At 63.5% G+C, this 22,653-nt stretch carries 21 protein-coding genes, 1 tRNA gene and 1 pseudogene; 12 read left to right on the forward strand and 11 right to left on the reverse strand.

Annotated features, from left to right (window positions below):
• Positions 1-3: 3 nt before the first annotated feature.
• Together JQ592_RS16470 and JQ592_RS16475 are read left to right on the forward strand one after the other, a co-directional pair.
• Entirely contained in the window at positions 4-1,611 is a 1,608-nt protein-coding gene (locus JQ592_RS16470; protein WP_211403865.1) for an ABC transporter substrate-binding protein, read from the forward strand.
• A gap of 194 nt (positions 1,612-1,805) precedes the next feature.
• Positions 1,806-3,437, forward strand: coding sequence for a glycosyltransferase family 39 protein (locus tag JQ592_RS16475; protein WP_211403933.1), 1,632 nt, complete (start codon positions 1,806-1,808; stop codon positions 3,435-3,437).
• Between the two features lie 206 nt (positions 3,438-3,643).
• Here JQ592_RS16475 and JQ592_RS16480 read toward each other — a convergent pair whose 3' ends face one another.
• Positions 3,644-4,894, reverse strand: a complete 1,251-nt coding sequence (locus tag JQ592_RS16480; RefSeq protein WP_211403866.1) for a multidrug effflux MFS transporter — start codon at positions 4,892-4,894, stop codon at positions 3,644-3,646.
• 152 nt (positions 4,895-5,046) lie between these two features.
• Entirely contained in the window at positions 5,047-5,631 is a 585-nt protein-coding gene (locus JQ592_RS16485) for a TetR/AcrR family transcriptional regulator (RefSeq protein WP_211403867.1), read from the reverse strand.
• An 88-nt stretch (positions 5,632-5,719) separates the two neighbouring features.
• Here JQ592_RS16485 and JQ592_RS16490 point away from each other — a divergent pair, with 88 nt between their 5' ends.
• The 4 genes from JQ592_RS16490 (at position 5,720) to JQ592_RS16505 (ending at position 9,573) form a co-directional block, all read left to right on the forward strand.
• Entirely contained in the window at positions 5,720-6,499 is a 780-nt protein-coding gene (locus JQ592_RS16490; RefSeq protein ID WP_211403868.1) for a crotonase/enoyl-CoA hydratase family protein, read from the forward strand.
• A 207-nt stretch (positions 6,500-6,706) separates the two neighbouring features.
• Complete coding sequence (locus tag JQ592_RS16495; RefSeq protein ID WP_246820436.1) at positions 6,707-7,999, forward strand: hypothetical protein; 1,293 nt, start codon at positions 6,707-6,709, stop codon at positions 7,997-7,999.
• 189 nt (positions 8,000-8,188) lie between these two features.
• On the forward strand, positions 8,189-9,145 hold the full coding sequence (locus JQ592_RS16500) for a hypothetical protein (RefSeq protein WP_211403870.1): 957 nt from the start codon (positions 8,189-8,191) through the stop codon (positions 9,143-9,145).
• Between the two features lie 56 nt (positions 9,146-9,201).
• Entirely contained in the window at positions 9,202-9,573 is a 372-nt protein-coding gene (locus JQ592_RS16505; protein ID WP_246820437.1) for a hypothetical protein, read from the forward strand.
• Between the two features lie 13 nt (positions 9,574-9,586).
• On the opposite strand, the pseudogene JQ592_RS38845 reads toward JQ592_RS16505, so the two are convergent.
• Both JQ592_RS38845 and JQ592_RS16515 read right to left on the reverse strand, forming a co-directional pair.
• Positions 9,587-9,967: pseudogene (locus JQ592_RS38845) on the reverse strand (HEPN-associated N-terminal domain-containing protein); the annotation flags it as partial.
• A gap of 33 nt (positions 9,968-10,000) precedes the next feature.
• Positions 10,001-10,978 carry a hypothetical protein gene (locus JQ592_RS16515; protein ID WP_211403871.1) on the reverse strand — a complete coding sequence of 326 codons (978 nt, stop codon included), beginning with the start codon at positions 10,976-10,978 and terminating at the stop codon, positions 10,001-10,003.
• A 243-nt stretch (positions 10,979-11,221) separates the two neighbouring features.
• Between JQ592_RS16515 and JQ592_RS16520 the strand changes: the two genes are divergently transcribed.
• Complete coding sequence (locus JQ592_RS16520; protein ID WP_211403872.1) at positions 11,222-12,001, forward strand: hypothetical protein; 780 nt, start codon at positions 11,222-11,224, stop codon at positions 11,999-12,001.
• 90 nt (positions 12,002-12,091) lie between these two features.
• Here JQ592_RS16520 and JQ592_RS16525 read toward each other — a convergent pair whose 3' ends face one another.
• Together JQ592_RS16525 and JQ592_RS16530 are read right to left on the reverse strand one after the other, a co-directional pair.
• Positions 12,092-13,336 carry a hypothetical protein gene (locus JQ592_RS16525; RefSeq protein WP_211403873.1) on the reverse strand — a complete coding sequence of 415 codons (1,245 nt, stop codon included), beginning with the start codon at positions 13,334-13,336 and terminating at the stop codon, positions 12,092-12,094.
• A gap of 319 nt (positions 13,337-13,655) precedes the next feature.
• Positions 13,656-13,744, reverse strand: a tRNA-Leu gene (locus JQ592_RS16530).
• Between the two features lie 171 nt (positions 13,745-13,915).
• On the opposite strand from JQ592_RS16530, the gene JQ592_RS16535 reads away from it, so the two are divergent.
• The gene (locus JQ592_RS16535; protein WP_211403874.1) at positions 13,916-14,344 is read left to right on the forward strand and encodes a twin-arginine translocation pathway signal; all 429 of its coding nucleotides are present in this window, start codon (positions 13,916-13,918) and stop codon (positions 14,342-14,344) included.
• A gap of 21 nt (positions 14,345-14,365) precedes the next feature.
• Here the strand turns inward: JQ592_RS16535 and JQ592_RS16540 are convergent, their stop codons facing one another.
• Together JQ592_RS16540 and JQ592_RS16545 are read right to left on the reverse strand one after the other, a co-directional pair.
• Positions 14,366-15,568 carry an FAD-dependent monooxygenase gene (locus JQ592_RS16540; RefSeq protein ID WP_211403875.1) on the reverse strand — a complete coding sequence of 401 codons (1,203 nt, stop codon included), beginning with the start codon at positions 15,566-15,568 and terminating at the stop codon, positions 14,366-14,368.
• 19 nt (positions 15,569-15,587) lie between these two features.
• A complete protein-coding gene (locus JQ592_RS16545) occupies positions 15,588-15,833 on the reverse strand; it encodes a zinc-finger domain-containing protein (protein WP_007602543.1) in 246 nt (81 codons plus the stop codon).
• A 307-nt stretch (positions 15,834-16,140) separates the two neighbouring features.
• Here JQ592_RS16545 and JQ592_RS16550 point away from each other — a divergent pair, with 307 nt between their 5' ends.
• Both JQ592_RS16550 and JQ592_RS16555 read left to right on the forward strand, forming a co-directional pair.
• Complete coding sequence (locus JQ592_RS16550) at positions 16,141-17,277, forward strand: hypothetical protein (RefSeq protein WP_211403876.1); 1,137 nt, start codon at positions 16,141-16,143, stop codon at positions 17,275-17,277.
• A 164-nt stretch (positions 17,278-17,441) separates the two neighbouring features.
• Complete coding sequence (locus JQ592_RS16555; RefSeq protein ID WP_211403877.1) at positions 17,442-18,197, forward strand: alpha/beta fold hydrolase; 756 nt, start codon at positions 17,442-17,444, stop codon at positions 18,195-18,197.
• Here JQ592_RS16555 and JQ592_RS16560 read toward each other — a convergent pair.
• Complete coding sequence (locus JQ592_RS16560; RefSeq protein WP_211403878.1) at positions 18,183-19,559, reverse strand: hypothetical protein; 1,377 nt, start codon at positions 19,557-19,559, stop codon at positions 18,183-18,185. The genes JQ592_RS16555 and JQ592_RS16560 overlap by 15 nt on opposite strands.
• A 276-nt stretch (positions 19,560-19,835) precedes the next feature.
• On the opposite strand from JQ592_RS16560, the gene cysE reads away from it, so the two are divergent.
• Entirely contained in the window at positions 19,836-20,660 is an 825-nt protein-coding gene (gene cysE / locus JQ592_RS16565; RefSeq protein WP_211403879.1) for a serine O-acetyltransferase, read from the forward strand.
• Positions 20,661-20,781: 121 nt separating this feature from the next.
• Entirely contained in the window at positions 20,782-21,000 is a 219-nt protein-coding gene (locus tag JQ592_RS16570) for a DUF3126 family protein (protein ID WP_007602550.1), read from the forward strand.
• Between the two features lie 33 nt (positions 21,001-21,033).
• On the opposite strand, the gene JQ592_RS16575 is transcribed toward JQ592_RS16570, so the two are convergent.
• Entirely contained in the window at positions 21,034-22,350 is a 1,317-nt protein-coding gene (locus JQ592_RS16575) for an FAD-dependent oxidoreductase (protein WP_211403880.1), read from the reverse strand.
• Entirely contained in the window at positions 22,347-22,652 is a 306-nt protein-coding gene (locus tag JQ592_RS16580; RefSeq protein WP_211403881.1) for a ferredoxin family protein, read from the reverse strand. Before JQ592_RS16580 ends, JQ592_RS16575 begins: the two co-directional genes overlap by 4 nt.
• Position 22,653: the final 1 nt, after the last annotated feature.

A 22,653-nucleotide genomic window follows, 5' to 3' on the forward strand; every position in this document is an offset into this window, starting at 1 on the left:
TCGATGTTCCAACTCATCCGCCGGGGACGTCTCGCGTTCGCCTCCAAACTTGCGCTTTCGATCGTGGCGCTTTCGGCACTGGCCTCGCCAGTTCTTGCCGCAGGCAAGACCATCACGGCCGTGATGCATTCGGATCTGCGCATCCTCGATCCGATCTTCACCAGCGCCTATATCTCCCGCGACCATGGCTACATGGTCTATGACACGCTGATCTCGACGGATTCGAACTTCAAGATCCAGCCGCAGATGGCGGATTGGAAGATCTCCGACGACAAGCTGACCTACACCTTCACGCTCCGCGACGGCCTGAAGTGGCATGACGGCACGCCCGTCACCGCGGAGGATTGCGTTGCCTCCCTGAAGCGCTGGGCCGCCGTCGACGGGATGGGGCAGCAGATGATGCTGTTCACCGCGAGCATCGAGGCGACCGACGCCAAGACCATCACGCTGAAGCTGAAGGAGCCGTACGCGCTCGTGCTGGAATCGATCGGCAAGCCGTCCTCGCGGGTCGCTTTCATGATGCCGAAGCGTCTCGCCGAGACGCCGGTGGACAAGCAGATCCCCGAGCAGATCGGCTCCGGCCCCTTCAAGTTCGTGCAGGGCGAATTCCAGCCGGGCGTGAAGTCAGTCTACGTCAAGAACACCGACTACGTGCCGCGCAAGGAGCCGGCGAGCTGGACCACCGGCGGCAAGGTGGTGAAGGTCGACCGCGTCGAATGGATTACGATGCCGGACGCGCAGACCGCGTTGAACGCGCTTCAGTCGGGTGACGTCGATTTCATGGAAATTCCTGCCATCGAAATGTTGCCCACCATCGAAGCCGACAAGGAGCTCAAGCTCGAGATCCTGAACAAGTTCGGATACCAAACGGGCGCGCGGATGAACTTCCTTCATCCGCCATTCGACAACGTCAAGGTCCGCCGCGCCGCATTCCTGGCGATCAAGCAGAAGGACGTGCTCGATGCGCTGATCGGCAATCCCAAGTACTACAAGACTTGCACTGCGATCTTCATCTGCGACACGCCGTTCGCGACGGATGTTGGCGGCGAGACCCTCGCCAAGGGAGGGGACATCGCTGCGGCCAGGAAAGCGCTCGCCGAGTCCGGTTACGACGGGACACCGGTCGTGCTGATGGCGCCGGGCGACGTGCTGACGCTGAAGGCCCAGCCGATCGTGGTGGCTCAGCAGCTGCGCGAAGCCGGCTTCAAGGTCGACCTGCAGGCGACCGACTGGCAGACGGTGGTGAGCCGGCGCGCCAGCCAGAAGCCCCCGAAGGAGGGGGGCTGGAACATGTTCATCACCAACTGGGTCAGCGCCGACGTGGACAACCCGATCTCCAACGTCGCCGTCGGCGGGCAGGGCAAGAAGGGCGGCTGGTTCGGCTGGGCGGAGGACGCCAAGATCGAGCAGCTCAAGGATGCCTTCGTTCGCGCGACCTCGATGGAGGACCGGAAGAAAATCGCGACCGAGATCCAGAAGGAAGCTTATGACCAGGTGCTTTACATGCCGCTGGGTCAATATCAGGCACCGAGCGCGTGGCGGAAATCGCTCACCGGCGTGATCGACGGTCCGGCAACCCCGGTGTTCTGGAACATCGACAAGTCGGAGTAAGGCGAAGGCGCGGCCTCACGCCTTTCGGCTCGATCATCGCGCGGCGCCGCTGTCATCAGCGGCGCCGTTTTCATTTGTTGTTGCGTTGGTAGAGAAGGTGGCCGCTTTTTAACTCTTCCAGTTTCCAATTGTTGCTATTTGTTTCTGTTCTGAAATAGATATGGCGTCTTCGCGCATCACTTTCGTTGTCCCATTTGCTTCCCGTGCCGTTCGATTTTGCATTCCAGGCGACGGCCGAACGGTCCGATCGCGCGCCGGCGCGCTGGCGCCGGCCTTTCCTGCGCTGGCTCGATGGCGTCGAGGCGGGCTGGGCCGTGCCGCTTCTCATTGCCTGCTTTGTCGCGATCTGGACGCTCTACCTCACCATCGCCTATGCCGGCGGCGGCCTCCATCCCGATACGCTCGAGGCCTGGACGCTGGGACGGAATTTCGCCTTCGGCTATCACAAGCATCCGCCGCTGATGGGCTGGGTTTCGGCGGGGTGGACCTCAGTGTTTCCGCTCAGCGACTGGTCGCTGCAATTGATGGCCATGGCCAATGCCGGGCTCGCGCTGTTCTTCGTCGATCTGATCGCGCGGCAGTTCGTGACCGGGCACAAGCGCGTCCTGGTGCTTCTGCTGTTGATGCTGACGCCGGCCTATCAATTCCACGCCCAGCGCTTCAACGCCAACGCGGTGCTGCTCGCGACCTGGCCGCTGGCGACCTGGTGCTTCCTGCGCGCGTTCGAGACACGCACCGCTCCATGGGCGGTTGCGGTGGGATTCACGACGGCGCTGGCGATGGTCGGCAAATATTACTCGATCTTCCTCGTCGCGAGCTTCGCCTTTGCCGCGCTGGCGCATCCGGAGCGGCGCGCCTATTTCTTCTCGGCATCGCCCTGGATCTCGGTCGTCGTCGGGCTCGCGGCGCTGTCGCCGCATCTGTATTGGCTCGCCACGACGGGCGCATCGACCTTCACCTATGCGTTGGCTCACGCAAACGGCAATGTTGTGAGCTCGCTTAGTGAGGTCAGAAACTTCCTGCTGGGGCTGGCGGCGGCCATGAGCGTGTCGGCCGTGTTCTGGGCGTTGATCGCCGGCACGCGGTTGAAGCAGTTTCCGGCCGACTTTGCCGCGATGAGCCCGGGCCTGCGACTTCTCTTCTACGTTGCGATCGGAACGATCGCGCTGCCGGTGCTGATTTCGCTCGCGATGGGGACGGATTTGCCGTCGCTGTGGGCGTTGCAGGGGCTGTTCCTGTTCGCCGTTCTCGTCGTCTGCGGCACGCGCTATCCGATCGAGCGCTTCTACACCGTCAGCGTCACGGTGATCGTGGCCGGCGTCGCGCTCGCCGCAGTTCTGGTCGCGGCCCCGATCCATGCCGTCTATCGCAACGGCCACGGCTATGAAGAAGGGCGGAATTTCTACGCGCAGGCGGCGAACGAGTTGACCCGCGAATGGCGCGAATTGACCGGCGAGCCGTTGAGCGCCGTGAGCGGCGACGATTCGCTGGCGTTTGCGACGGCATTCTACAGCCCCGACCATCCGCGTTACGCGCGGCCGTTCGAGTATCAGTACAATTGGGGCCTGCCGCGCAAGACGACGCTGGACCGCGGCTGGGCCGCGCTCTGTTTCCGCGGCCAGGACTATTGCATCCGCTGGATGGAGGGGGTGTCGTCGCGCGCCGAGCATTTCGTCAAGCGCGAGTTCACGGTGCAGGCAATGCTTTGGGGCAAGCCCGGCCTGACGCGTGAGGTGGTGGTGTTGATGGTGCCGCCGCGTGGGAGAAGCTCGGCCCCGGAGGGCGCTGCCGAAGAGTTCAGCGCCAGCAGGCGTGCTGCGGAGTAGAGTGCGCGCTCAGCAGTGGCTGTCGCGCACCTGCTCGAGCCCTTCACTCGCGAATGGCAGGCTTGTGTCCGGCCGCTCCTCGGAATGCCCTTGCTGTGGTGCGGGTCGCTCCGCTTCCCACGTGGGCTGATCCGGCTTCTTCTTTGGTTCCATCTCGCCATCCTCTCGATTGCTGCAGGACAACATGGAGGCGGCGGGGAAGTTCCTTAACTAACGGGACGATGATGCGGCTTGAACAGCCGTCCCTTCTCCACCACCAGCACGATCGCGAGCGCCGCCAGTGTCGACAGGAAGAAGCCGACCGAAAACGGCAGCAGCGTGCCGTCGAAGCTTTGGCCGATCGCCATGCCGACCACGATGCCGATCAAGGTCGTAATCGAGCCGTACAGCGACGAAGCGGTGCCGGCGATGTGGCCCTGCGGCTCCATGGCGAGCGCGGTGAAGTTGGCAACCATCATGCCGAACGAGAACATCATCAGCGCCGATAGCACCATGAACAGGGCGAGCGGCAGTACGCCAAAAATCTCCGTCAGCAGCATCACGCCCGCCACTAAGGTGTAGAGCGCCAGTGCCCCATGCGAGATCACGCGCATGCCAAGCCGTCCGACCAGCCTCGCGTTGAGGAAGCCTGCGATGGCGGTGCCGGCCGCGATCGCCGCGAAGGCGAGCGGGAAATAATGGCCGAGATGATAGATGCCGGTGAAGACCTGCTGAGCGCAGAACACATAGGCAAACAGCGCGCCGATGACGCTGCCGGCAGCCGTCGCATAGCCGATGGTCTGGCGGTTGGTCACGGTCTGGCGGAAGGCCGAGAGCACGTCGGCGGGCGCCAGCGACCGACGCTCCGATTCGGGCAGGGTTTCAGGCAGCCGCAGCACGCACCATGCGAGCGCGAGCAGGCCGTAGAGCATCAGCACGACGAAGATGCCGCGCCAGGCCGTCACCAGCAGCACCGCCTGTCCGAATGACGGCGCGATCACGGGCACGGCGATGAACACCATCATCGCGAGCGACATCACGCTCGCCATACGGCGGCCGACATAGCAGTCCCGCACGATCGAGGTCGCGATCACGCGCGTTGCCGAAGTGCCGAGCCCCTGCAGCGCGCGCGCCAGCAGCAGCGTCTCGAATGTGGGCGCGGCAACCGCCAGCACGCTCGCGACCGCATAGACCGCCATGCCGCCGAGCAGCACCGGGCGGCGGCCGAAGCGGTCCGACAACGGGCCCATGACGAACTGGCCGGCGCCGAAGCCGATCAGGAAGGTCGAGAGCACGAGCTGGAGATGATTGGCGACGGGAATCTTGAATGCCGCCCCGATATTGGGCAGCGCCGGCAGCATCATGTCCATGGCAAGCGGATTGAGCGCCATGATGGACGCGATCACGATGACAAATTCGGGGAAACCCATGGGCCGGTGTCCCGAGGACACCCAATCGTCGGCATTGACGTCGGACAAGAAGCTCACCTCTGAAATTCAGGGCTTTTTCTAGCGTCCATGCTGCGCCGCACAACCCATGTTTCGGGATGGCTGTCAGGCGGGGTCGGAGCGGACACGAGTTGGGGAGGTCGCCCGTCACTCCGGCAGGCCCGCGAGGGGTTAAAGGCGGCTCAAGTCCGGCGGTTCTTGGCTGATTCGACGAGGCCGAGCGCCAATTGCCCCGCTGTCTCGACATAGTCGAGATCGCGATGGATCAGCATCACGGTCGTGGCGCCGTCGAGCAGGATCACGATCTGGCGCGCGAGCGCCGCCGCATCGGCAACACCGTGGCCCTGCAATTCCGTTTCGAGCCAGGCTTCGAAGCGCTTCTTGTGGGCCGCGCCGGCCTTGACGGCAGGGTGGGCCGGGGTGTTCGCGAGCTCGGCGATGGTGCGGAGGAATCCGCACCCGCGCCACCGCGGCGTGTTCACGGAGCGTCCGAGCTTGGTGAAGAGACCGCGGACCTTGTCGGCCACGCTGCCGTCGGTCTCCGCGAACCAGCGCATGTAGAGCTCCAGCGTCGGCTGATCCCGGGCTGCGATGGTCTCGGCGACGAGCTCGTCCTTGCTGGTGAAATGATAATAGAGCGTCTTCTTGGTGACGCCCGCCTTCTCGGCGACGGCATCCATGCTCACCGCCCTGATGCCTTCACCATAAAACAGGCGCGTCGCTGCAACGACGATCTGCTCCCGCGTGCTGTCACCCTGTCTCGACATCGATCCAATGTATACCGTCTAGTGAGTATACACAATGAAGCCGGTGTGGCTGACTTCCGGGCCTGTTCGACCTGGAAGGAGCCTTCACTTGTCCGATCTCGTCCTCTCGGAAACGCGCGGTGCCGTTGCTCTGCTGACGTTCAATCGTCCGAACAAGCTCAACGCGCTGAGCTACGCCCTCATCGACCGCCTGATGGCGATGCTCGACCGTATCGAGGACGATGCAAACATCCGTGCCGTCGTCCTGACCGGGGCGGGCGACCGGGCGTTCTCGGCCGGCGCCGACATCGCCGAATTCTCGGAGAGCATGAAAGCCGGACCCGATGCCGCGGTGAAGGCGTTCGTGCGGCGCGGCCAGGCGATGACGGCGCGCCTGGAAGCGTTTCCGAAGCCGGTCATCGCCGCGGTCAACGGCATCGCCTTCGGCGGCGGCTGCGAGATCACGGAAGCCGTGCATCTTGCCGTCGCGAGCGAGCGGGCGAGCTTCGCCAAGCCCGAGATTGCCATCGGCATCACGCCGACCTTCGGCGGCACCCAGCGCCTGCCGCGGCTCGTGGGCCGGAAGCGGGCGCTGGAATACCTGCTGACCGGAGATTCCTTTTCACCACAGCGAGCCCTCGAGATGGGATTGGTCAACCGCATTGTGCCGCACGAGCAGCTCATGGACGCCGCCTTCGCGCTGGCGGGCCGCATCGTCAGGCATTCGCAGCTGGCGGTCGCCCGGGTGATCACCGCCGCCACGCGGGGCCTCAACGTCTCCATCTCCGAAGGTCTCGCCATCGAGGGGGAGCAGTTCGCGCGCATGGCGGCAACCCAGGATACGCGCGAAGCGCTCGATGCCTGGCTGGCGGCTCGCACGCCGCGATAGGCAGGCGACGAGTTCCGCCGCCGTCCCGGCCGCGGGCCGGCAACCAGTCATTCACCATATGATCGCGGACGCCGCATCGGGGAGATGAATCCGCAACTCATCCTGTCCATTGTGGCCTGACGGGGCGCAGGCGCCCCGGAGGAATCCCGCAAGACAAGGTATTTCGCAGTGTCCGACGTAGCACGATGGTTGGGCCCCTCGGTCGATATGACCGAACGGCGAAACACAGGGCGAAACATCTGGCTTTCCTGCCTGATCGGGCTGACGGCGCTGCTGGTGCTCGGCAATCTTGCCAGCGACGCGACGCTTCCCGTGAATTACGGCTGGGACGCTCGCGTCAATTGCGCCGCGGTCGATGCTTATGCCGACGGGCTCGATCCCTATTTCGTCAAGAACCTGAAAGGCACCAGGCTCTCCTACCCCTATCTGCCTGTGACGCTCGACGTCTTCCGTCCCGTGTGCGCGGGCGGCGTCCTCGTCGCTCATCACATGGGCGTCTATCTCGTCCTCGCCGTGCTCTGCGGCCTGCTCTTGCCGGGGCTTGGCCGGACGCGATCAAGCCCGCGCGATGTCGCGCTCAGGCTGCTCTGCGTGTTCGGCGCGTTCCTCGGCTTCGAATGGGTCTGGGCGACCGGGAATTTCGCGATCCTGGGCGGCGTGCTGACTGCGGTCGCGCTGAGGCTCCTGCTTCGCGCAACGGCATCCGGCGCATGGGACCGCGGCTTTGCCTTGCGCGTCGGCGGCGCCGCGCTGCTTGGTCTCGTGACCTCGTTGAAGCTGGTGTTCTGTCCCGTGATCGCCGCGCTCTATTTCCTGCCGCTGCCGCGAGCGCGCAAGCTGGTGCTGATCGCGGTGGCCGCATTCGGCTTCGCATTGCCGATCCTGATCTCGAGAGTGTTCTACGCCGACCTGTTCTCGAGCTGGCTCGCTGCGCTGACAAAGCAGATCCCCGATCAGCATGCCGTCGAGCTCATGGAAACCAATCCGTCGCTGCTGCTGCTGGCGCGTAGCCTCATGGACCAGGTTGGGCTCGGCGACAGCAAGCCGGTGATGTTCGCCACCTATGCGTTCGCAGCACTCGCGCTCGTGCTCGTGCCGTTCGTGCTGTCCGTTCTGCGCGCGGCCGGCAGCGAACCGGTTCGGGCAGGGGGATTGCTTCTGACGCAGCTCGATCGCTGGCTGATCGACCATCCCCGCGTGGCCACGCGCGTCACCGTGCTCGCGATGTTTGCGCTCTATGTCAGCGCGCCGCGCCTCAAGGAATATGCCTTCTTCGAGCTCGCGGTCTATGCCGCGGTTCTCATCGCCGATCTTCCGGCCCTGGCACTCGCCGCCATGCTCACCGTCGGCCTCCTCGCTCCCGGCCTGGTGTCGATTTCGGGACACACGGTGGACGGCGGCTTCATCCTCCTCATCGTCGCGCTGGCAAGCTTCTGGATCCTGCTGCTCGATTTTCGCGCGGAGCCGATGCGACCTGAGGCGCAGGACGTGCGTTCATGAGAGCTCTCACCATCGAAGCCGGCGCTGCAGGCCTTAGCGTCTCGCGACGCCAACGAGCTGCGCAATTGAAAAGAAGGGCGCGATCCATTGTCGGACCCAGGCGCTGCCCCGAGCGGCGCGGTGATACCACCCAAGGTGGCAAGATTCTTGCTACGGTAACCTTCGCTCGACTGGCTGCGGAGACCCATGATGCTCTCGACGCAACGCTCGCTCGCGACGGCCCAGCTTCGCCGCAACAGTTTTGAGGAGATCTTCGAATCCCGGACACCGTTGCGCGAGGCGGCCCTGGAGTCATTTCGCCGCAGGAACGCGGTCCTCGACGGAATCTTTTACGACATCGGCAAGGTGACCGATGAGGAGGCCCGCGAAACGGCCCCCTGGCTGGCGCGCGAGGGCGCCATCCTGATCGTCCCGCCATTCGGCGCCGGAACGCTCAAGCTCTGCAACACCGTGGAAGATTTCGCCAATGCCGGCGGCGCCGATGTCCGCATCCTGGCGGTGGCGGGCGTCGGCAGTTCGGCGCTGGGGGCGGCGGCCTTCGCGCGAAACGTGGCGGATGCGTTTGGTGTCGCGGTCGCAGCCGTCGTGTCGGGCTATGGGCTTGCCGATCTGCTGACCGAGGCGCTCGGCGGCTGGTTCTGGTTCGGCACCCTCAACCGCCTGCGCCATCAGTTCGAGGAGCTGGACGACATGAGCCGGGCGCTCAACCGTCCGGAGACTCTGAGCCCGCCGACGTCACCGCTCGAACTCGGCCGCATCAGCCTGGATACAAGGACGGTCATGGCCTTGCTGAGCGATGGCCGCTTCAGCTTCTCCCTGGTGACCGGACACTCCAAGGGCAACCTCGTGATCTCGGAAGCGCTGTACGAGTTGAAGGAAACACCGGCGATCGAACAGGCTATTCCCGCCGACAAGTTCTGGATCGTCACGGTGTCCGCAGCAGTCGCGATGCCGCCCCGATACAGGAAGATCATCGATGTGATGGGCACGATCGATGGCTTCGGCGCGCTCAACTCGACGCTCGGCATCTCGATCGAGAAAGCGTGTCCGTTCAGTTGGCACCACACCAACACGGACTTGCCGTTTCACCTGCCCGTGACGAAAGTTTTCAGGGAGCTTCAAGTCGAGCGGAATGTTGCCGTCTGAGCCACTCTTTGTTCATGTTTCGTTCTTATGCTGCACGTCCAGCCAAGGAGCGAGCCATGGACAACCGTATCAACGAAATTCGTAGATTAATCAGGGCATTGCGTGTGAGCATGCGCGAGGCCGAGGCCATTATGCACGAGCAGATCAACCGGGACGAGGATTGCACCTTCGTTGCTGAGGAGATCCTCAAGATGCGGACCGTGATGAGCGGACTAGCCCAGGAGCGCGCTGCCCTTGGCGATACCGACCCGATCGTCGTAGCCAGCCTCTTCGTCCCGCGCCGGGCGCCAGCACCGTCTCGGCCCCGCACAGTGAAGCGCCGCCTCGTCCCCCAGGATCAGGACTTCGGCTGCTCGCGAGATAGCCGCATGTCATGGACAACCTCCGGCGCTTTATTACCTCGCAGAATGATTCCCAGCTGTATCTAAGCTGTTCATGCTCTGACAGCCGAAATGGCTCTGCATCTGACCAAAGCTCGTGAGGCATCCTCTCGGCCAACTCGTCCCGCAGCCGTTCTCCACCTTTACGCGGGAAATCGAGCCCCATCTCATCAAACACTTCCAGGGTTATGTAAGTCACTCCCTGATAACCCCCTTCAGCACTCTCGTACGGCAATCCTGCGTTTGCGGGATCGTCATAGTAGCTGCAGACACGCTCGGCGATGTACTCGGCAACATCTTCAAGGGGAGCGGCAATCGGCTTCTTCGAAACCCTTCCGCAAAAATCGCACTTCTTGTTTTCGGCCATGCCTTGGACATAGCCCTGTATGTCCTCATCGTTGAAGCATTTGTCACACACGAATTCGTAAGACTTAAAAGACATAAGGTAATGGCCCCGCGCTCTGCCCCGATCTGACTAGCGGTCAGCATCCGACGAAGGCAACCTCCATTTGCTACGGAGAAGCTGTGAGAGCTCTGCCGCCTCGCCAACCTTGAGGTTTGACATTGCATGGACGAGCTTCTGAAGGCGAGGTGGGACTTTCGGTGCGTTCAATATCTCTGGCTCGCCAAGCGGCCACCCGGCTAGTGCCGCGCGGGCGTCCTCCACGCTTTTGAATAAATGCGGATTGGCAATGAACTGGATAGAAGACCCAAATCCACCATTTTCATAGGATTGCTCATTCACGAAGCCAATGAAGTGAAGACGTTCACGAGCTTCTGCCGCCCCCTTCAAGGTGGTCTTGGGGCTGAAAACACCAGTAACCAGTCTACCCCTGTAATAACGACGGAAGAACTCATGGGGCACGTACTCCCCGCCAAGCCCCACGTTCACGCGGTCCCACTTATCACCGCCATTGAAAAGCGTCCGAACATCCGCAAGGAGTACATGCGTCGCTGATCCTGGTGGCGGAAATTTGTGCGGCGTGCCGTCCCGTTCGAACTTTTGGCAGATCCTTTCAACCGCTTTGAGAGTTTCGCCTTCCTCGGATTGGCGCGAGTCCTCGGCAGTCGTCGTGAGCTGCCTTTTGACCATCACCGCGCCGTCTTCGAATTCTTCCTTTGTGGTGGCGGCCCGAACCGCATCGGTTTCCTCTAGGCGCATCATCTCGACCAGATACTCTTGGCCGCCAGACGCGAACCCGTAATCCAGCGTCGAATCTCCTTCGCCCGCGACTTCGTATCGCGGCTGGATCCCCGCCTTATGAAGCTCTGAGCCGAAGCGGAGTTCAAACAGCTTCGCCTTGTTTTCGCCCTTCAGACCCCCGTTTTTATTGATGTCGGCCACCAGAGGCTTGGCCCATGGCACGGCCTTAAGATCGTCCATCACCGTTTCCATGAAGTCGCCCTCACGGCCGGTCAGAAAATCGAAGGAAAGCTCGTCGGGTTGTGGCATGATGCTATCTTAGCATGCACTATTCGCCGGGCTCAATTTTCTAGATCATTTGGGGCTATTCTGCCCTCATTATTTGACGACGGGCACACTTCAATGGTTCTGGAAGACATTGTCGGACCTGACACCCGACTATACGCCAAAAGTGAGTGGGGACCGGCCGGACCACTGTGGCCGGCTCTCTCGTTCTCTCAGCCGGGGATCGCCAACAGGTTTGGCGGTATCTACACCCGCGGCAGAGACCTCGTGATCACGGTCGGCACCGCCAATCCAAAAGACACGTTAGATCCGGCACATCGGCAACGGCTGATGTCGATTGTGGACGTGGCACCAAACATCATCGTAGCCACGGGCGAGTTGGTCGAACCAGAGACCTGGAGGCGTGCGCAACAGACGCATCCCGGTCGATGGAAGTTGTCGATGCCGATCGTCCGCTGCTGGACATTCTCAGAGTTTCCGGAGGCAAAGGTATGCATGCCGGCAACGTATCAATGGTTTGCTAATCCCACGAAGCGGGGAAGACCTATTCCAGTCGAGAACGCGGATCGTGAGACGTTATTGGCCCTTGAGCTCACGGCCATAGACATTCCGCCCTACGTTGAGCGGCGCCTGCATACGATTCCCGAAGATCAACTCTTGAACCAGGATCTAACCCGGCTCGTAGGCAACATCACGAATTCTGTGGCGCGTGCAGGTACCGACCGCACGGGCGTTTATCCGGAGCGCAGTTCGCTGAACTTCTCGGACCTGTTCAAACTTCTCAATGATCTGTGGCGGAAGCAGCAAGGGAGATGCGGACTATGCAACGGGCGGATCGTGCCTGGTGAGGAGAACCCTGTGCTGCAAATGTCGGCGGACCGCATCGGCAGCACGAACAAGGCCTATAACGCCGAGAACGTTCACCTAACGCACGTCGGTTGCAATCTGGCCAAGAGTTCTGCCTCGCTCGAAGAGTGGGGTGAATTCCTCGAAGTGCTGCGGGGTACGCGCGATCAGGACAATTCTTTGGTCCAACGTGGAACGTAGACCTGCATGTGCCCTGTGGAGCACTTCCTGCTTTGGAAAGCCATGTCGAGTGGGGACGTGGCTCAGAGCAAAATTAACGTGGCGGCTCCCTCACAGCGGCACTTTGGCGAACGTGCCATCCTTACCGATCGCGCCCGGATCTCCATTGCTTCCCTGTTTTCCAGCGGGCCCCACCGGACCGGCCTGTCCTCCGCCGCAGTAGCCGCCGCCATGGCCGCCAGGGCCGCCGTCTCCGCCTGGGCCGCCTCTGCCACCGGCACCTCCAGCACCACCCGCGCCTCCCTTCGCGCTGAAAGTGATAAGGCCGCTATCTCGGTCTGGCTCTTTCGATTTGAGAATGAACCGTCCTCCTTCGCCACCAGGAAGCCCTGGCTTGCCGTTTTCACCGGCGCCACCAGGCTGGCCCGGTCCACCTGGGCCGCCGCCGTGTTTGCAGTCGAATGCTCCAGAAGCAGAGTTCTCACCGGGTCCGCCATTTCCACCCTTGGGGCCCGGCAGCCCGTCCGCTCCCCGTCCGCCGTCGCCTCCCTTGAGGTCAATGGCAATGGCTCCCGCCAACCTATCATAAACAACGAGAGTAACCGTTCCTCCGGGCTTGCCTGGCTGTCCAGGCTGTGGCGCAGGCACTGCCGCGCGAATGGCCGCACTACCGATCGTCTCTATCCTCACCGCTTCAATGGTCACATCACGCCCGCCGGTTTGCAGCTCTGCATCCTGCAAGCGTAGAACACTGAAATAGATTATCGGGCTATCGACGTTAACGACCGCTCCCTTGATGGTCGCAGTCGGAAGTTTGGATAGAGCTGCGGTCTTATCATATTGATCGCCCGAGGTGATCGGAGCTTGTCGGAATGCATCCGGTAGGGTCTTTTTGTCGGACTCGATGACGACAGCGGGTGTGTCGCTCGAAAATACTGCAAGGTGCGTATCACCAAGCAGCCGAGCGACGAAAACTGCACCTCTTTCCGGAACTCCCAAGAAAAGCGACGACAGAAAGAGGAGCGTGACACCGACTGAGAGAACGAGCACGGTCCAGAGGCATGCCAGTGCGGCAACTGTCTGCCGTTTGGCGAGCGCTGAAGTGAGAAGAGAAACGATGGTCGCCAAAACAATCAGGATGAGTGCAACGCCAAGCAACGCTCCTGGTGCCTTCTTCAAAGATAAGGCAGCCGCAGCCAGAGCTAGAGTAAAATATCCGATGTACAAGAAACGCTTGGTCCGAATGGAGACTTTGCTTTCTCCGCTCACTGTTTCGTCCTGGTGAGCTTGCCGAGGTATCCGAGCCATCGATGACTCCAAATGATTTTCCGCCATCAGCGGGAATGAAATATACAATACCCGCTATGGTAGCGGGCCCTAAATCAAAATCCAACTGTCTTGTGAAGAACAAAGCGGTTCATTGGACATCTCCTGAGATTAACGATGAGACGGGCCAGAATGACGACGTCGATGGCGGCGGCCGCGGTCTACTCCTTCGTCTCTGGTCGCTGCGCGCGCCCCGCCAGCCATGACTGCCATGGTTCGCGCGCTGGCTTGCGACGGCCAGTTCGCCGAATAGGACGGCTCCGCGCTGCATCGCCATTTGCTGACTTCTTGCAATGCCCGAAATCGAGATTTTCACGCCGGGGCGCCATCCTCGCCCCATCAGCTCTCGTGGTGCGGGCAGCCGGGGTCGAACCGGCACAGCGCTTGCGCACCGAGGGATTTTAAGTCCCTTGCGTCTACCAATTCCGCCATGCCCGCTTGATCCAACGAGATCAAACACTTAAGTCCACCTGCGGCCGTCTGGAATTGGCGTTTTGCGGCCCGGCGGGTGTCCTTCCTTAAGCGAGCCGGGCGCACAAGGCAAAGCCTCAATCCGGACATCTGTTGCTGCTTTAGGCATTCTCAATCCACGGGGACTATTCATCCGGCATGGCTGCTTCGCTTTCCGCTTCCCTGCGCTGTTGCGGCGCGCTTCTCGTGCTGCTCGCGGGCGGCGCGGCCCTTGCCGGCTGCGCCGGCATCAGCGAGACGGTCGCGCCGGCCTTTGCCGATCCGGCCAAGTACGATTTGTACGATTGCAAGCAGCTCGAGACCGAGCGCAAGACGCTCGCCACTCGCACGGCGGACTTGCAGAGACTGATGGACAAGGCGGAGACCGGGGCCGGCGGGGCCGTCGTGTCCGAGCTCGCCTATCGCAACGACTACGTCGCGGTGCGCGGGCAGGCGCAGCTCGCTGAAGACGCCTGGCGCCGCAACAGGTGCCGGGAGACGCCACCCGACGCAAAACCGGCGGCCTCGACCCCGCAGCCGCCGGCGATCAAGCCGGCTCCGACGAGATCCGGCAGCGCCGCGCGCTGATCCGGCACAAGTGCACCAACCTCAGGGCCGCCAGCGGTAGATCCAGTCCTGCCGCGCCAGCATGCGGTCCGGGCCGAGCGCACGGATCGCAAGATCGCGCGCGATCGCGAGCGGCCCGCTGAGATGATAGATGCGGCCCTGCTGCCGTGCGGTCCGCTGCACCCGCCGCACACGGGCCTGGCGCGCAGCGCCATATTGCTTCAGCGCGGCCGTGATGCCCGCGGTGCTCTCGGCCGCCTCGAGGCTCAAAAGCTGCGCGAGCACGGCGGCATCCTCGATCGCCATGCCGGCGCCTTGCGCGGCGAAGGGCAGCATCGCATGCACGGCGTCGCCGAGCAGCGCGACCGGGCCTTTGCTCCAGGGGCAGCCGTCGGGCACGCCGAACAGCGCCCATTTCCGCCAGCTGTCGACCGCGGACAGCATCATCCGCGCCGCCGGCGGCCAGCGCGGCGCGGCGAACGCGTCCATCACCTCGCGCGGATCGCCGGGCGCGCTCCAGCCCGGCCTGTTCCAGGTGCCGGGCAGCACCGCGACCACGTTGATCTGGCGTCCGCCTGCGATCGGATAGGCGACGAGATGCGCGTTCGCCCCCATCCAGAGCTGCACCCGCCGGGCGGTGTAGTTCTTCGGCAGCTGCGTGGCATCGAGCGTGCCGCGCCAGGCGATCAGCCCGGAGAAGCGCGGCTGCACCTCGGGAAACAGATGCTGGCGTACCGTCGACCAGATGCCGTCGGCGCCGATCAGCGCGCTGGCGAGATCGCTGCGGCGGATCGTGCCGCTGCGATGGACCACCGTCAGTCCCTTGGCATGAGGGGCGACGTCTTCGAAGGTCGCCCCCAGCTTCAGGTCGATATCGGGATGGTCGGCGACTGCGCCGGCGAGCGCGGATTGCAGATCGGCGCGGTGCACCACCCAATAGGGGGCGCCGGCGCGCACGGAGGCGGCTTCGCCGAGCGGCATGCGCAGCAGCTCGCCACCGGCCCGCGCGCTCATGATCGAGACCGCCTCCGGAACGACGGCGCGCTGCTTGAGGCGATCGGTCAGGCCGAGCTCGACCAGCACGCGGCTGGCATTGGGGGAAAGCTGCAGGCCCGCGCCGACTTCCTCGAGACGCTCGGCCTTTTCCAGCACCACGATGCGGAAACCGCGGGCGGCCAGCGCAAGCGCGGCCGTCAGTCCACCGATGCCGGCACCGGCGATGACAATCGTTCGGGAGAGCGCCACCCCTGACCGATGGACGCGGTCAGGCCACCTTGTCCTTCAGCACGCATTCCGGCGGGCGGGCTTCGCCCGCCTTCAGGTCGGCCGCGAAGCGATACAGCGTCGAGCAGTAAGGGCAGATGATCTCGTTGTCGTTGCCGAGGTCGAGAAAGACGTGCGGATGATCGAACGGAGGGTTGGCGCCCACGCACATGAACTCTTGCGAGCCGATCTCGATGACGGGGACACCGGCATCGTTGTGGAAGTGCGGGACGACATGGTCGGACATCGTAGTTCATCCTGGAGTGGCAATGGCGGCAGACACAATCAAAAACTGACGCGGCTTCTTTGAGGCGCCGCGGACCATAAAGGCGGGTGCAGATGATTGCTAGTCCAGCGGAACCGAAAGGCCCGCAATTGCCCCATGCTCATTTGCTCATGCAAATTCGACACAATCTTGCCGCCTGAGAGAAGCCCTTCTTTCGTCGGGGACGTTGTGTCGCAATTTTGGCATACTATGTCTGAGGACGTGCGCAATTGAGACAAAAGACGAATCATCAGGCGCCGATGATCCAGGACCGTCCGGGCTTTTCCGCATGAAATGGCTGCGAATCAGCACAGCGTTGACCGGTATTGCGGCTTGCAGCCTTCTGCTCGCGCAGGTAGCGCCGCATGCCCGGAACGCCGGCGCGATCCTCGCCGCCCAGGACGATCCGGCCGTGCTCTCCGAGCTGAGGCTCGACGCGCTGCTGCGGCAGAACGACCACCTGGTCCAGGACAACATCGAGGCCGCGCTTTCCGCCGGCGACGCCGATCTCGCCGACAGCTTTGTGGCACTGGCGCGTGACCGCAACATCGCGCTTCCGGACGACCTCCTCAATCGCGTGAGCGATGCGGTCAAGGCGGAGAACTCCACCTCGCATTTCGCGAAACGTTTCGCCACCGGCCTCGTCACCGGCAATGCCGACGACGTCGCGAGCCTGTCCGGAACCGTTGCCGGCGACCTCTTCGTGATCGGCGACGTCAGGGACGTCGTGCGCGAGGGCAAGCATATGGCGATGGGCGAGGAGACCGACCGTCTGGTGCTCGGCCTTGCGACCGCGGGCCTTGTGGTGACGGCGGCGACCTACGTCTCCGTCGGCGGCGCCGCGCCGGTGCGCGCCGGGCTGACGCTGGTGAAGGACGCGCGGAAGGTCGGACGGCTCGGCAAAGGGCTGGCCGCATGGGCCGGCCGTTCCGCACGCGAGATCGTGGACACCCCGATGCTTCAGAACGCGGTCGCCAAGGGTTCCGTGTTCCGCCCGGGCGAGACCGCGAGCGCGATCAGGGCCGCGTTCCGGGCCGAGAAGGCCGGGGCGCTGGTCCGGCTCGGCAAGGACGTCACGCGCGTCGCCGAGAAGACCGGCACGCGCGGTGCCATGGACACGCTGCGGATCGCCGAAGGCCCCAAGGACGTCGCGCGCGCGGCGCGGCTGGCCGAAGCGCAAGGCAGCAAGACCCGTGCGATCATGAAGCTGCTCGGCCGCGGCGCGCTGCTGCTCGTCGGCGGCGTGTTCGATCTGGCGATGTGGCTGTTCGGCGCGGTTTTGACGTTGTTCGGCCTGTTGTCCTCGATCAAGGCGACCACCGAGCGCCTGACCCAGGCCTGGTGCGATCGCAAGAGGGCGCGCCGGCTCCGCCGCGCGCAGATCGCCGCCGAAGTCGCTCTGGCGGATGCGGCCCTCAAGGCCTAAACGCGTCGAGATTGAGGTCATTCGGCGTCGCGCTTTGGGCTAATGTTTGGGCATGATCTCCGCGCAAACGCGTTCCGCGTTTGTCGCGAGGAAAAACCGCTGCACACTTTTCCGGATCATGCTCTAAGATCGATCGTCCCCCCTCAAGACCTCTGGAACTGATGATGCCGAGCTTTCACAACGGCGCCGTTGAAATTGCCTATCTCGACGAAGGCGAGGGCGATCCGATCATCCTGGTGCACGGCTTTGCCTCGAGCAAGAACGTGAACTGGGTCTATCCGACCTGGGTCTCCGAGCTGCGCAAGAACGGCCGCCGGGTGATTGCGCTCGACAATCGCGGCCATGGCGACAGCGCAAAGCTCTACGAGCCGGCGCAATATTCGATTCCCGTCATGGCCGGCGACGTGCTGGCGCTGATGGACCATCTCGCCATCCCGCAGGCCGATATGATGGGCTATTCCATGGGCGGGCGGATGACGGCCTGGCTCGGCCTCAACGAGCCGCAACGCCTGCGCTCGGCGATCCTCGGCGGCATCGGCATCGGCGGCCTGATCGAGGGCACCGGCCCCGGCGAGAACGTGGCGAAAGCGCTGGAAGCGCCTTCGCTCGACGACGTCACCGATCCCGTCGGGCGCACATTCCGTGCATTCGCCGATCAGACCCGGTCCGACCGCAAGGCGCTCGCCGCCTGCCTGCGCGGGACGCGCGACCTCATGACGAGGCAGCAGGCTGCACGCATCGAGGTGCCGGTGCTGATTGCGGTCGGCTCGACCGACGACGTCGCGGGCTCCGCCAGCGCGCTCGGCGCCATCATTCCGGGTTCGGAAGTGCTCGACATTCCGAACCGCGATCACATGCGCGCGGTCGGCGACAAGGTCTACAAGACCGGCGTGCTCGATTTCCTGTCACGCCGCGGCTGAAGCCTTGTCTGCCGGCTTGTCGTCACCGAACGCGCGGAAGAGCGCCATCAGCACCACGAAGGTCGCAACCCACGCCATGCGCGCGCCGTAGCGGTCGTGCGGGCCGGAGATGACGGCGCAGATGAAGGCGTTGCCGAGCAGCGCCAGCATCACGGTCCCAGCCAGCAGCGTCAGGTCGTCGAGCCGGCGGTTCGCAAGCGCGCGCCCGAGCAGCGCGACCAGCGCCAGCATCGAGGCCAGCGCGACGGGCACGTGCAGCCAGTTGACGTAGTCGAAATCGACGCCCCAGTGCTGCTGGCGCGCCGCGCGCATCGGCGCGACCTGGGCTGGGATGTAGCGCTCGATGATGCCATAGGTGTGCGGGATCCAGCCATTGGTGCCTTCGCCGGTCGCCACATGCAGCAATTGCTGTCCCATCGCCCGCAGGGCCGCGCCGGCCTGCCAGGCCGGGTAATCGGCGAGCGAATGCACGACGATGTAGCTCATCTCGTCGTTCATGCCTTCGAAACGGCCGAGCGTGTTGAACATGCTCTTGCCCCACAGGAACTCGTCGGCGCTCGCCGGCAATTGGTTGCGATAGGGACAGAGCTTGAAGTTTTCGCGCGGGCAATGGTCGTTGAGGAAGCGCGCGACGATGCCGTCCTGCATCATGCGGCCGAAGGCAACACCATAGCCGCCGGGCGTCCAGGCCCATTTCCCCGACAGCGCATGGTTCGCCGACACCAGCATCAGGGCGCCGGCGACGATGGTCATGCTCGCCTGCGCCAGTCCGGCGCGCGGAAGCCTGTGGCCCACGAATGGCCGCGCCATCCAGCCGGCGACGCAGAGGCCGAGCAGCACGCCGAGCGTGGCGCTGTGAGTTGCGGCGGCAAAGGCGGTGAAGCCGAACAGCGAGATCTTTTCGAGCGTTGATGTCCGTTGCCCGCCGATCACCAGCAGGAACAGTGACAGGATCGAGAGCCCGGCAAAGATGTCCGTGAGCAGCATGCTGGCGAGCCAGGGCAGGGCGGTCGACACGATCAGGAGCAGGGCGATCGCGACGAAGCGGGACGTCTGCATCAAACCGAGCACGCGCAAGCTGAGCTGCAACAGCCAGAGCGCGGCCAGCGACTGGACCGCGAGGTTGATCCAGAAGCCGAAGCTTTCGCCATAGTGCAGATAGAGGCCGAACACGGTGGACCGGCTGGGGACGAGATAGCCTTCGTACCAGCGCGCCAGGTAGCCGCCGGTATCCCATTGCAACAGCGGATAGCCGTTCCAGAATGCCGGTGCGATCATCAGGAGGGGCAGAGAGACGGCCGCCAGCCGCAGCCAAAGCGACCCTGCGGCGCCTGCGCGCAATTGATCGGTGGTGATGCTCAAAACCGCTCCGTCGTCGCCGGGACCATGCCCGCAATAAGGCTTGGGACAGAATTCACCAATAGTTTGACGCGCCCCGGCTTGAATTTGGCAAAACCCTGACCACTTTGAGCCAACCTTGTCGCTTGGGGGCGCCAGAATAAATCGTTGTCTTTCAAGGCGTTGGCATGCTTTCGCGGGGCAAGGTGCTGTTCACTCTCAGGCAAGCCGGTCAGGACTTTGTCGTCTAGACTGTGCTATAGAGCCCGCAAAACGAGCCAATTCGAAAGAGCAAATCCCATGGCAGTGCATCAGGTCAATCCGGGAGGAAAGCTCGCCTCGCTCGATCCGATCTGGGACCGGATCCGGGGCGAAGCGGAGGACATCGTCCATCGCGAGCCCGAGCTTGCGACCTTCATCTACTCGACGGTGCTTCATCACAGCCGCCTTGAGGATTCGGTGATCCACCGTCTCGCCGACCGGCTCGATCACTCCGCGCTGTCGGGCGATCTCGTGCGTCAGACCTATGACGAGGCGCTGCGCGACGATCCCGATCTCGGCAACGCCTTCCGCGCCGATCTCGTCGCCGTCTACGACCGCGACCCCGCGACCTCGCGCTTCATCGATCCCTTGCTCTACTTCAAGGGTTTTCACGCCATCCAGACCCATCGCCTCGCGCACTGGCTCTGGCTGAAGGGCCGCAAGGACTTTGCGTATTATCTCCAGAGCCGCTCCTCCGCCGTGTTCCAGACCGACATCAATCCGGCCGCGCGCATCGGCCGCGGCATCTTCCTCGATCACGCCACCGGCTTCGTCTGCGGCGAGACGGCTGTCATCGAGGACGACGTCTCGATCCTGCACGGCGTCACGCTCGGCGGCACCGGCAAGGAGAACGAGGACCGCCATCCCAAGATCCGCCATGGCGTGCTGATCGGCGCCGGCGCAAAAATCCTCGGCAACATCGAGATCGGCCATTGCGCGCGCATCGCGGCGGGCTCGGTCGTGGTCAAGCCGGTGCCGCACAACGTCACGGTGGCGGGCGTGCCGGCCAAGATCGTCGGCGAAGCCGGCTGCGCCGAGCCGTCGCGCACCATGGATCAGATGATCAACGCGATGGGGCTCTAAGCTCGTAACAAGGGCCGGATTCTCCGGCCCTTTCGTCCCCAAAATTCTTTGGCAATTCATGCTGGCGGTTCGTCGCGTCTCGTCCTAAAACCCGCCGACCAATTTTGATCGGAGACTTGCCGTGGACGTCAAAGAAGTCAGAAAGCTGGACGCGTATCTGAAGCGCGTATTCGGCAATCCCAAGATCCGCGTCGTGCCGCGGCCGAAGAAAGATGATTCCGCCGAGGTCTATATCGGCGAGGAGTTCATCGGCGTGCTCTTCGTCGACGACGAGGACGACGATCGCTCGTTCCAGTTCCAGATGGCGATCCTCGAGGACGATCTCGTCGATCAGGAATAACTGCCGTTGCCCCGTGGCGTGACCCTTCTCGGGTCACGCGTCCACCGCCGCGAGCATGTCGGGGATCGTCACGAATTTCTCTCGGGGCTTGCCGAGCGCGGCTCCCCGGCGTTTCTCGGCGGCGTCGATCGTGCCCCAATCCGGATAGCTCACGATTCGTGCGACGCGGCTGACCACGCGCGAAAGCAATGCCTCGGGCGTATCCGTGCGCGGCCGCCGGTGGGCGATGTCCGCCAGGACGGCCTCTGCGGTCGCAATTCCGCAGCCGCGATTGGTGCCGATCGTGCCGCTCGGCCCACGCTTGCTCCATCCGCAGACATAGAGCCCCTCGATCACCGAACCACCGTTCGCGACACGTCCATCCATGTTGGCATGGACGCCGCGATCGTCATCGTAGGGAACGCCGGCGACAGGCGTCGTTCGTCGGCCCACGCTGCTGAAGACGAGGCCGCAAGCGATGTCCTCGACGGCGCCCGACCGCTGCCCGAATGAAATTGTTTCGACCCGGCCGCGACCCTTGATCGCGACGGGCGACAGGCCAAAGCGAACGAGACAGCGCCGCGGCTTGGTCACGGCATGCTGCGAGAAGCCGCGCAGCAGCGACAGCTTTTCGATCAGCTCCGGATCTCCGGGATTCAGCGGTTCGAATTCGTCCGGCGCGACGTCGCGGCCGTCGACAGCCGTGTCGCATGCGCTCAATTCGAGGAAGTCGCGCAATTCCTTCGCGCTGAATTTTGCCTGGGCCGGTCCGCCGCGGCCGACGATGGAGATCTCCCGAATCCGGCTCTCCGCCAGAACTTCGAGCGCATGGCGCGCGATGTCGGTCTGGCGCAGCTCGTCGGCTGTCTTGGCGAGAATGCGTGCGACGTCGAGCGCGACATTGCCATGACCGACGACGATCGCAGCCTCATGGTCGAGATCGAACTGGAGGTCGCGGAATTCCGGGTGACCGTTGTACCACGCGACGAAATCACCTGCGCTGTGGCTCCCGGGCAGAGCTTCGCCCGGAATGCCGAGAGGCCGGCTCAGTTCGGCGCCCGTTGCAAGTACGACAGCGTCATAGGCCTCGCGGAGCTCGTCGACGGTGACATCGTCTCCGACTTTGACGCCGCCGATGAAACGAAAGCCAGGCGCTTTCGCGATCCTGTCGAAGGCCATGGTGACCTGCTTCAGCTTCGGATGATCGGGCGCCACGCCGAACCGCACCAGCCCGTACGGCACCGGCAGCCGTTCGAACATGTCGATGGTCACGGGCGCGCCCGAACGCAACAGGGCCTCGGTCGTGTAGAAGCCGCTCGGTCCGCTGCCGACGACGGCGATGCGCAGTTCGTTCGCAGCAGAACCCGTCATCGGCCCAGTGCCAGCTTGCGCTCGTCGGCACCCGGCAGCGGCGCCAAGCGTGCGCTGATGACGGGAGTTTCAGCCGCGCGTTTCCGATTGACGTCGATCCAATATTTCTTGTCCGCGGCAAGGCGATAGTCCGGCTCGATCGCGCCGACCGGACAGGCCGGTGCACAGCCGCCGCAGTCGATGCAGTTTTCCGGATCGATATAGGTCATGGCCTCGTCGACGTGAAAACACTCCACCGGGCAGACCGTGACGCATTCGGTGTATCGGCAGCCGCGGCAATTGTCGGTGACCACATATGTCATC

Source organism: Bradyrhizobium iriomotense (genome assembly GCF_018129405.1).
GTDB classification, from domain to species: Bacteria; Pseudomonadota; Alphaproteobacteria; order Rhizobiales; family Xanthobacteraceae; genus Bradyrhizobium; species Bradyrhizobium iriomotense_B.

Coding starts and splice junctions, on each gene's coding strand:
- JQ592_RS16470 (WP_211403865.1), top strand. CDS start 4: ATGTTCCAACTCATCCGCCGGGGACGTCTCGCGTTCGCCTCCAAACTT.
- JQ592_RS16485 (WP_211403867.1), bottom strand. CDS start 5,631: ATGTCGAGACAGGGTGACAGCACGCGGGAGCAGATCGTCGTTGCAGCG.
- JQ592_RS16495 (WP_246820436.1), top strand. CDS start 6,707: ATGACCGAACGGCGAAACACAGGGCGAAACATCTGGCTTTCCTGCCTG.
- JQ592_RS16500 (WP_211403870.1), top strand. CDS start 8,189: ATGCTCTCGACGCAACGCTCGCTCGCGACGGCCCAGCTTCGCCGCAAC.
- JQ592_RS16505 (WP_246820437.1), top strand. CDS start 9,202: ATGGACAACCGTATCAACGAAATTCGTAGATTAATCAGGGCATTGCGT.
- JQ592_RS16515 (WP_211403871.1), bottom strand. CDS start 10,978: ATGCCACAACCCGACGAGCTTTCCTTCGATTTTCTGACCGGCCGTGAG.
- JQ592_RS16535 (WP_211403874.1), top strand. CDS start 13,916: ATGGCTGCTTCGCTTTCCGCTTCCCTGCGCTGTTGCGGCGCGCTTCTC.
- JQ592_RS16545 (WP_007602543.1), bottom strand. CDS start 15,833: ATGTCCGACCATGTCGTCCCGCACTTCCACAACGATGCCGGTGTCCCC.
- JQ592_RS16550 (WP_211403876.1), top strand. CDS start 16,141: ATGAAATGGCTGCGAATCAGCACAGCGTTGACCGGTATTGCGGCTTGC.
- JQ592_RS16555 (WP_211403877.1), top strand. CDS start 17,442: ATGCCGAGCTTTCACAACGGCGCCGTTGAAATTGCCTATCTCGACGAA.
- cysE (WP_211403879.1), top strand. CDS start 19,836: ATGGCAGTGCATCAGGTCAATCCGGGAGGAAAGCTCGCCTCGCTCGAT.
- JQ592_RS16575 (WP_211403880.1), bottom strand. CDS start 22,350: ATGACGGGTTCTGCTGCGAACGAACTGCGCATCGCCGTCGTCGGCAGC.
- JQ592_RS16580 (WP_211403881.1), bottom strand. CDS start 22,652: ATGACATATGTGGTCACCGACAATTGCCGCGGCTGCCGATACACCGAA.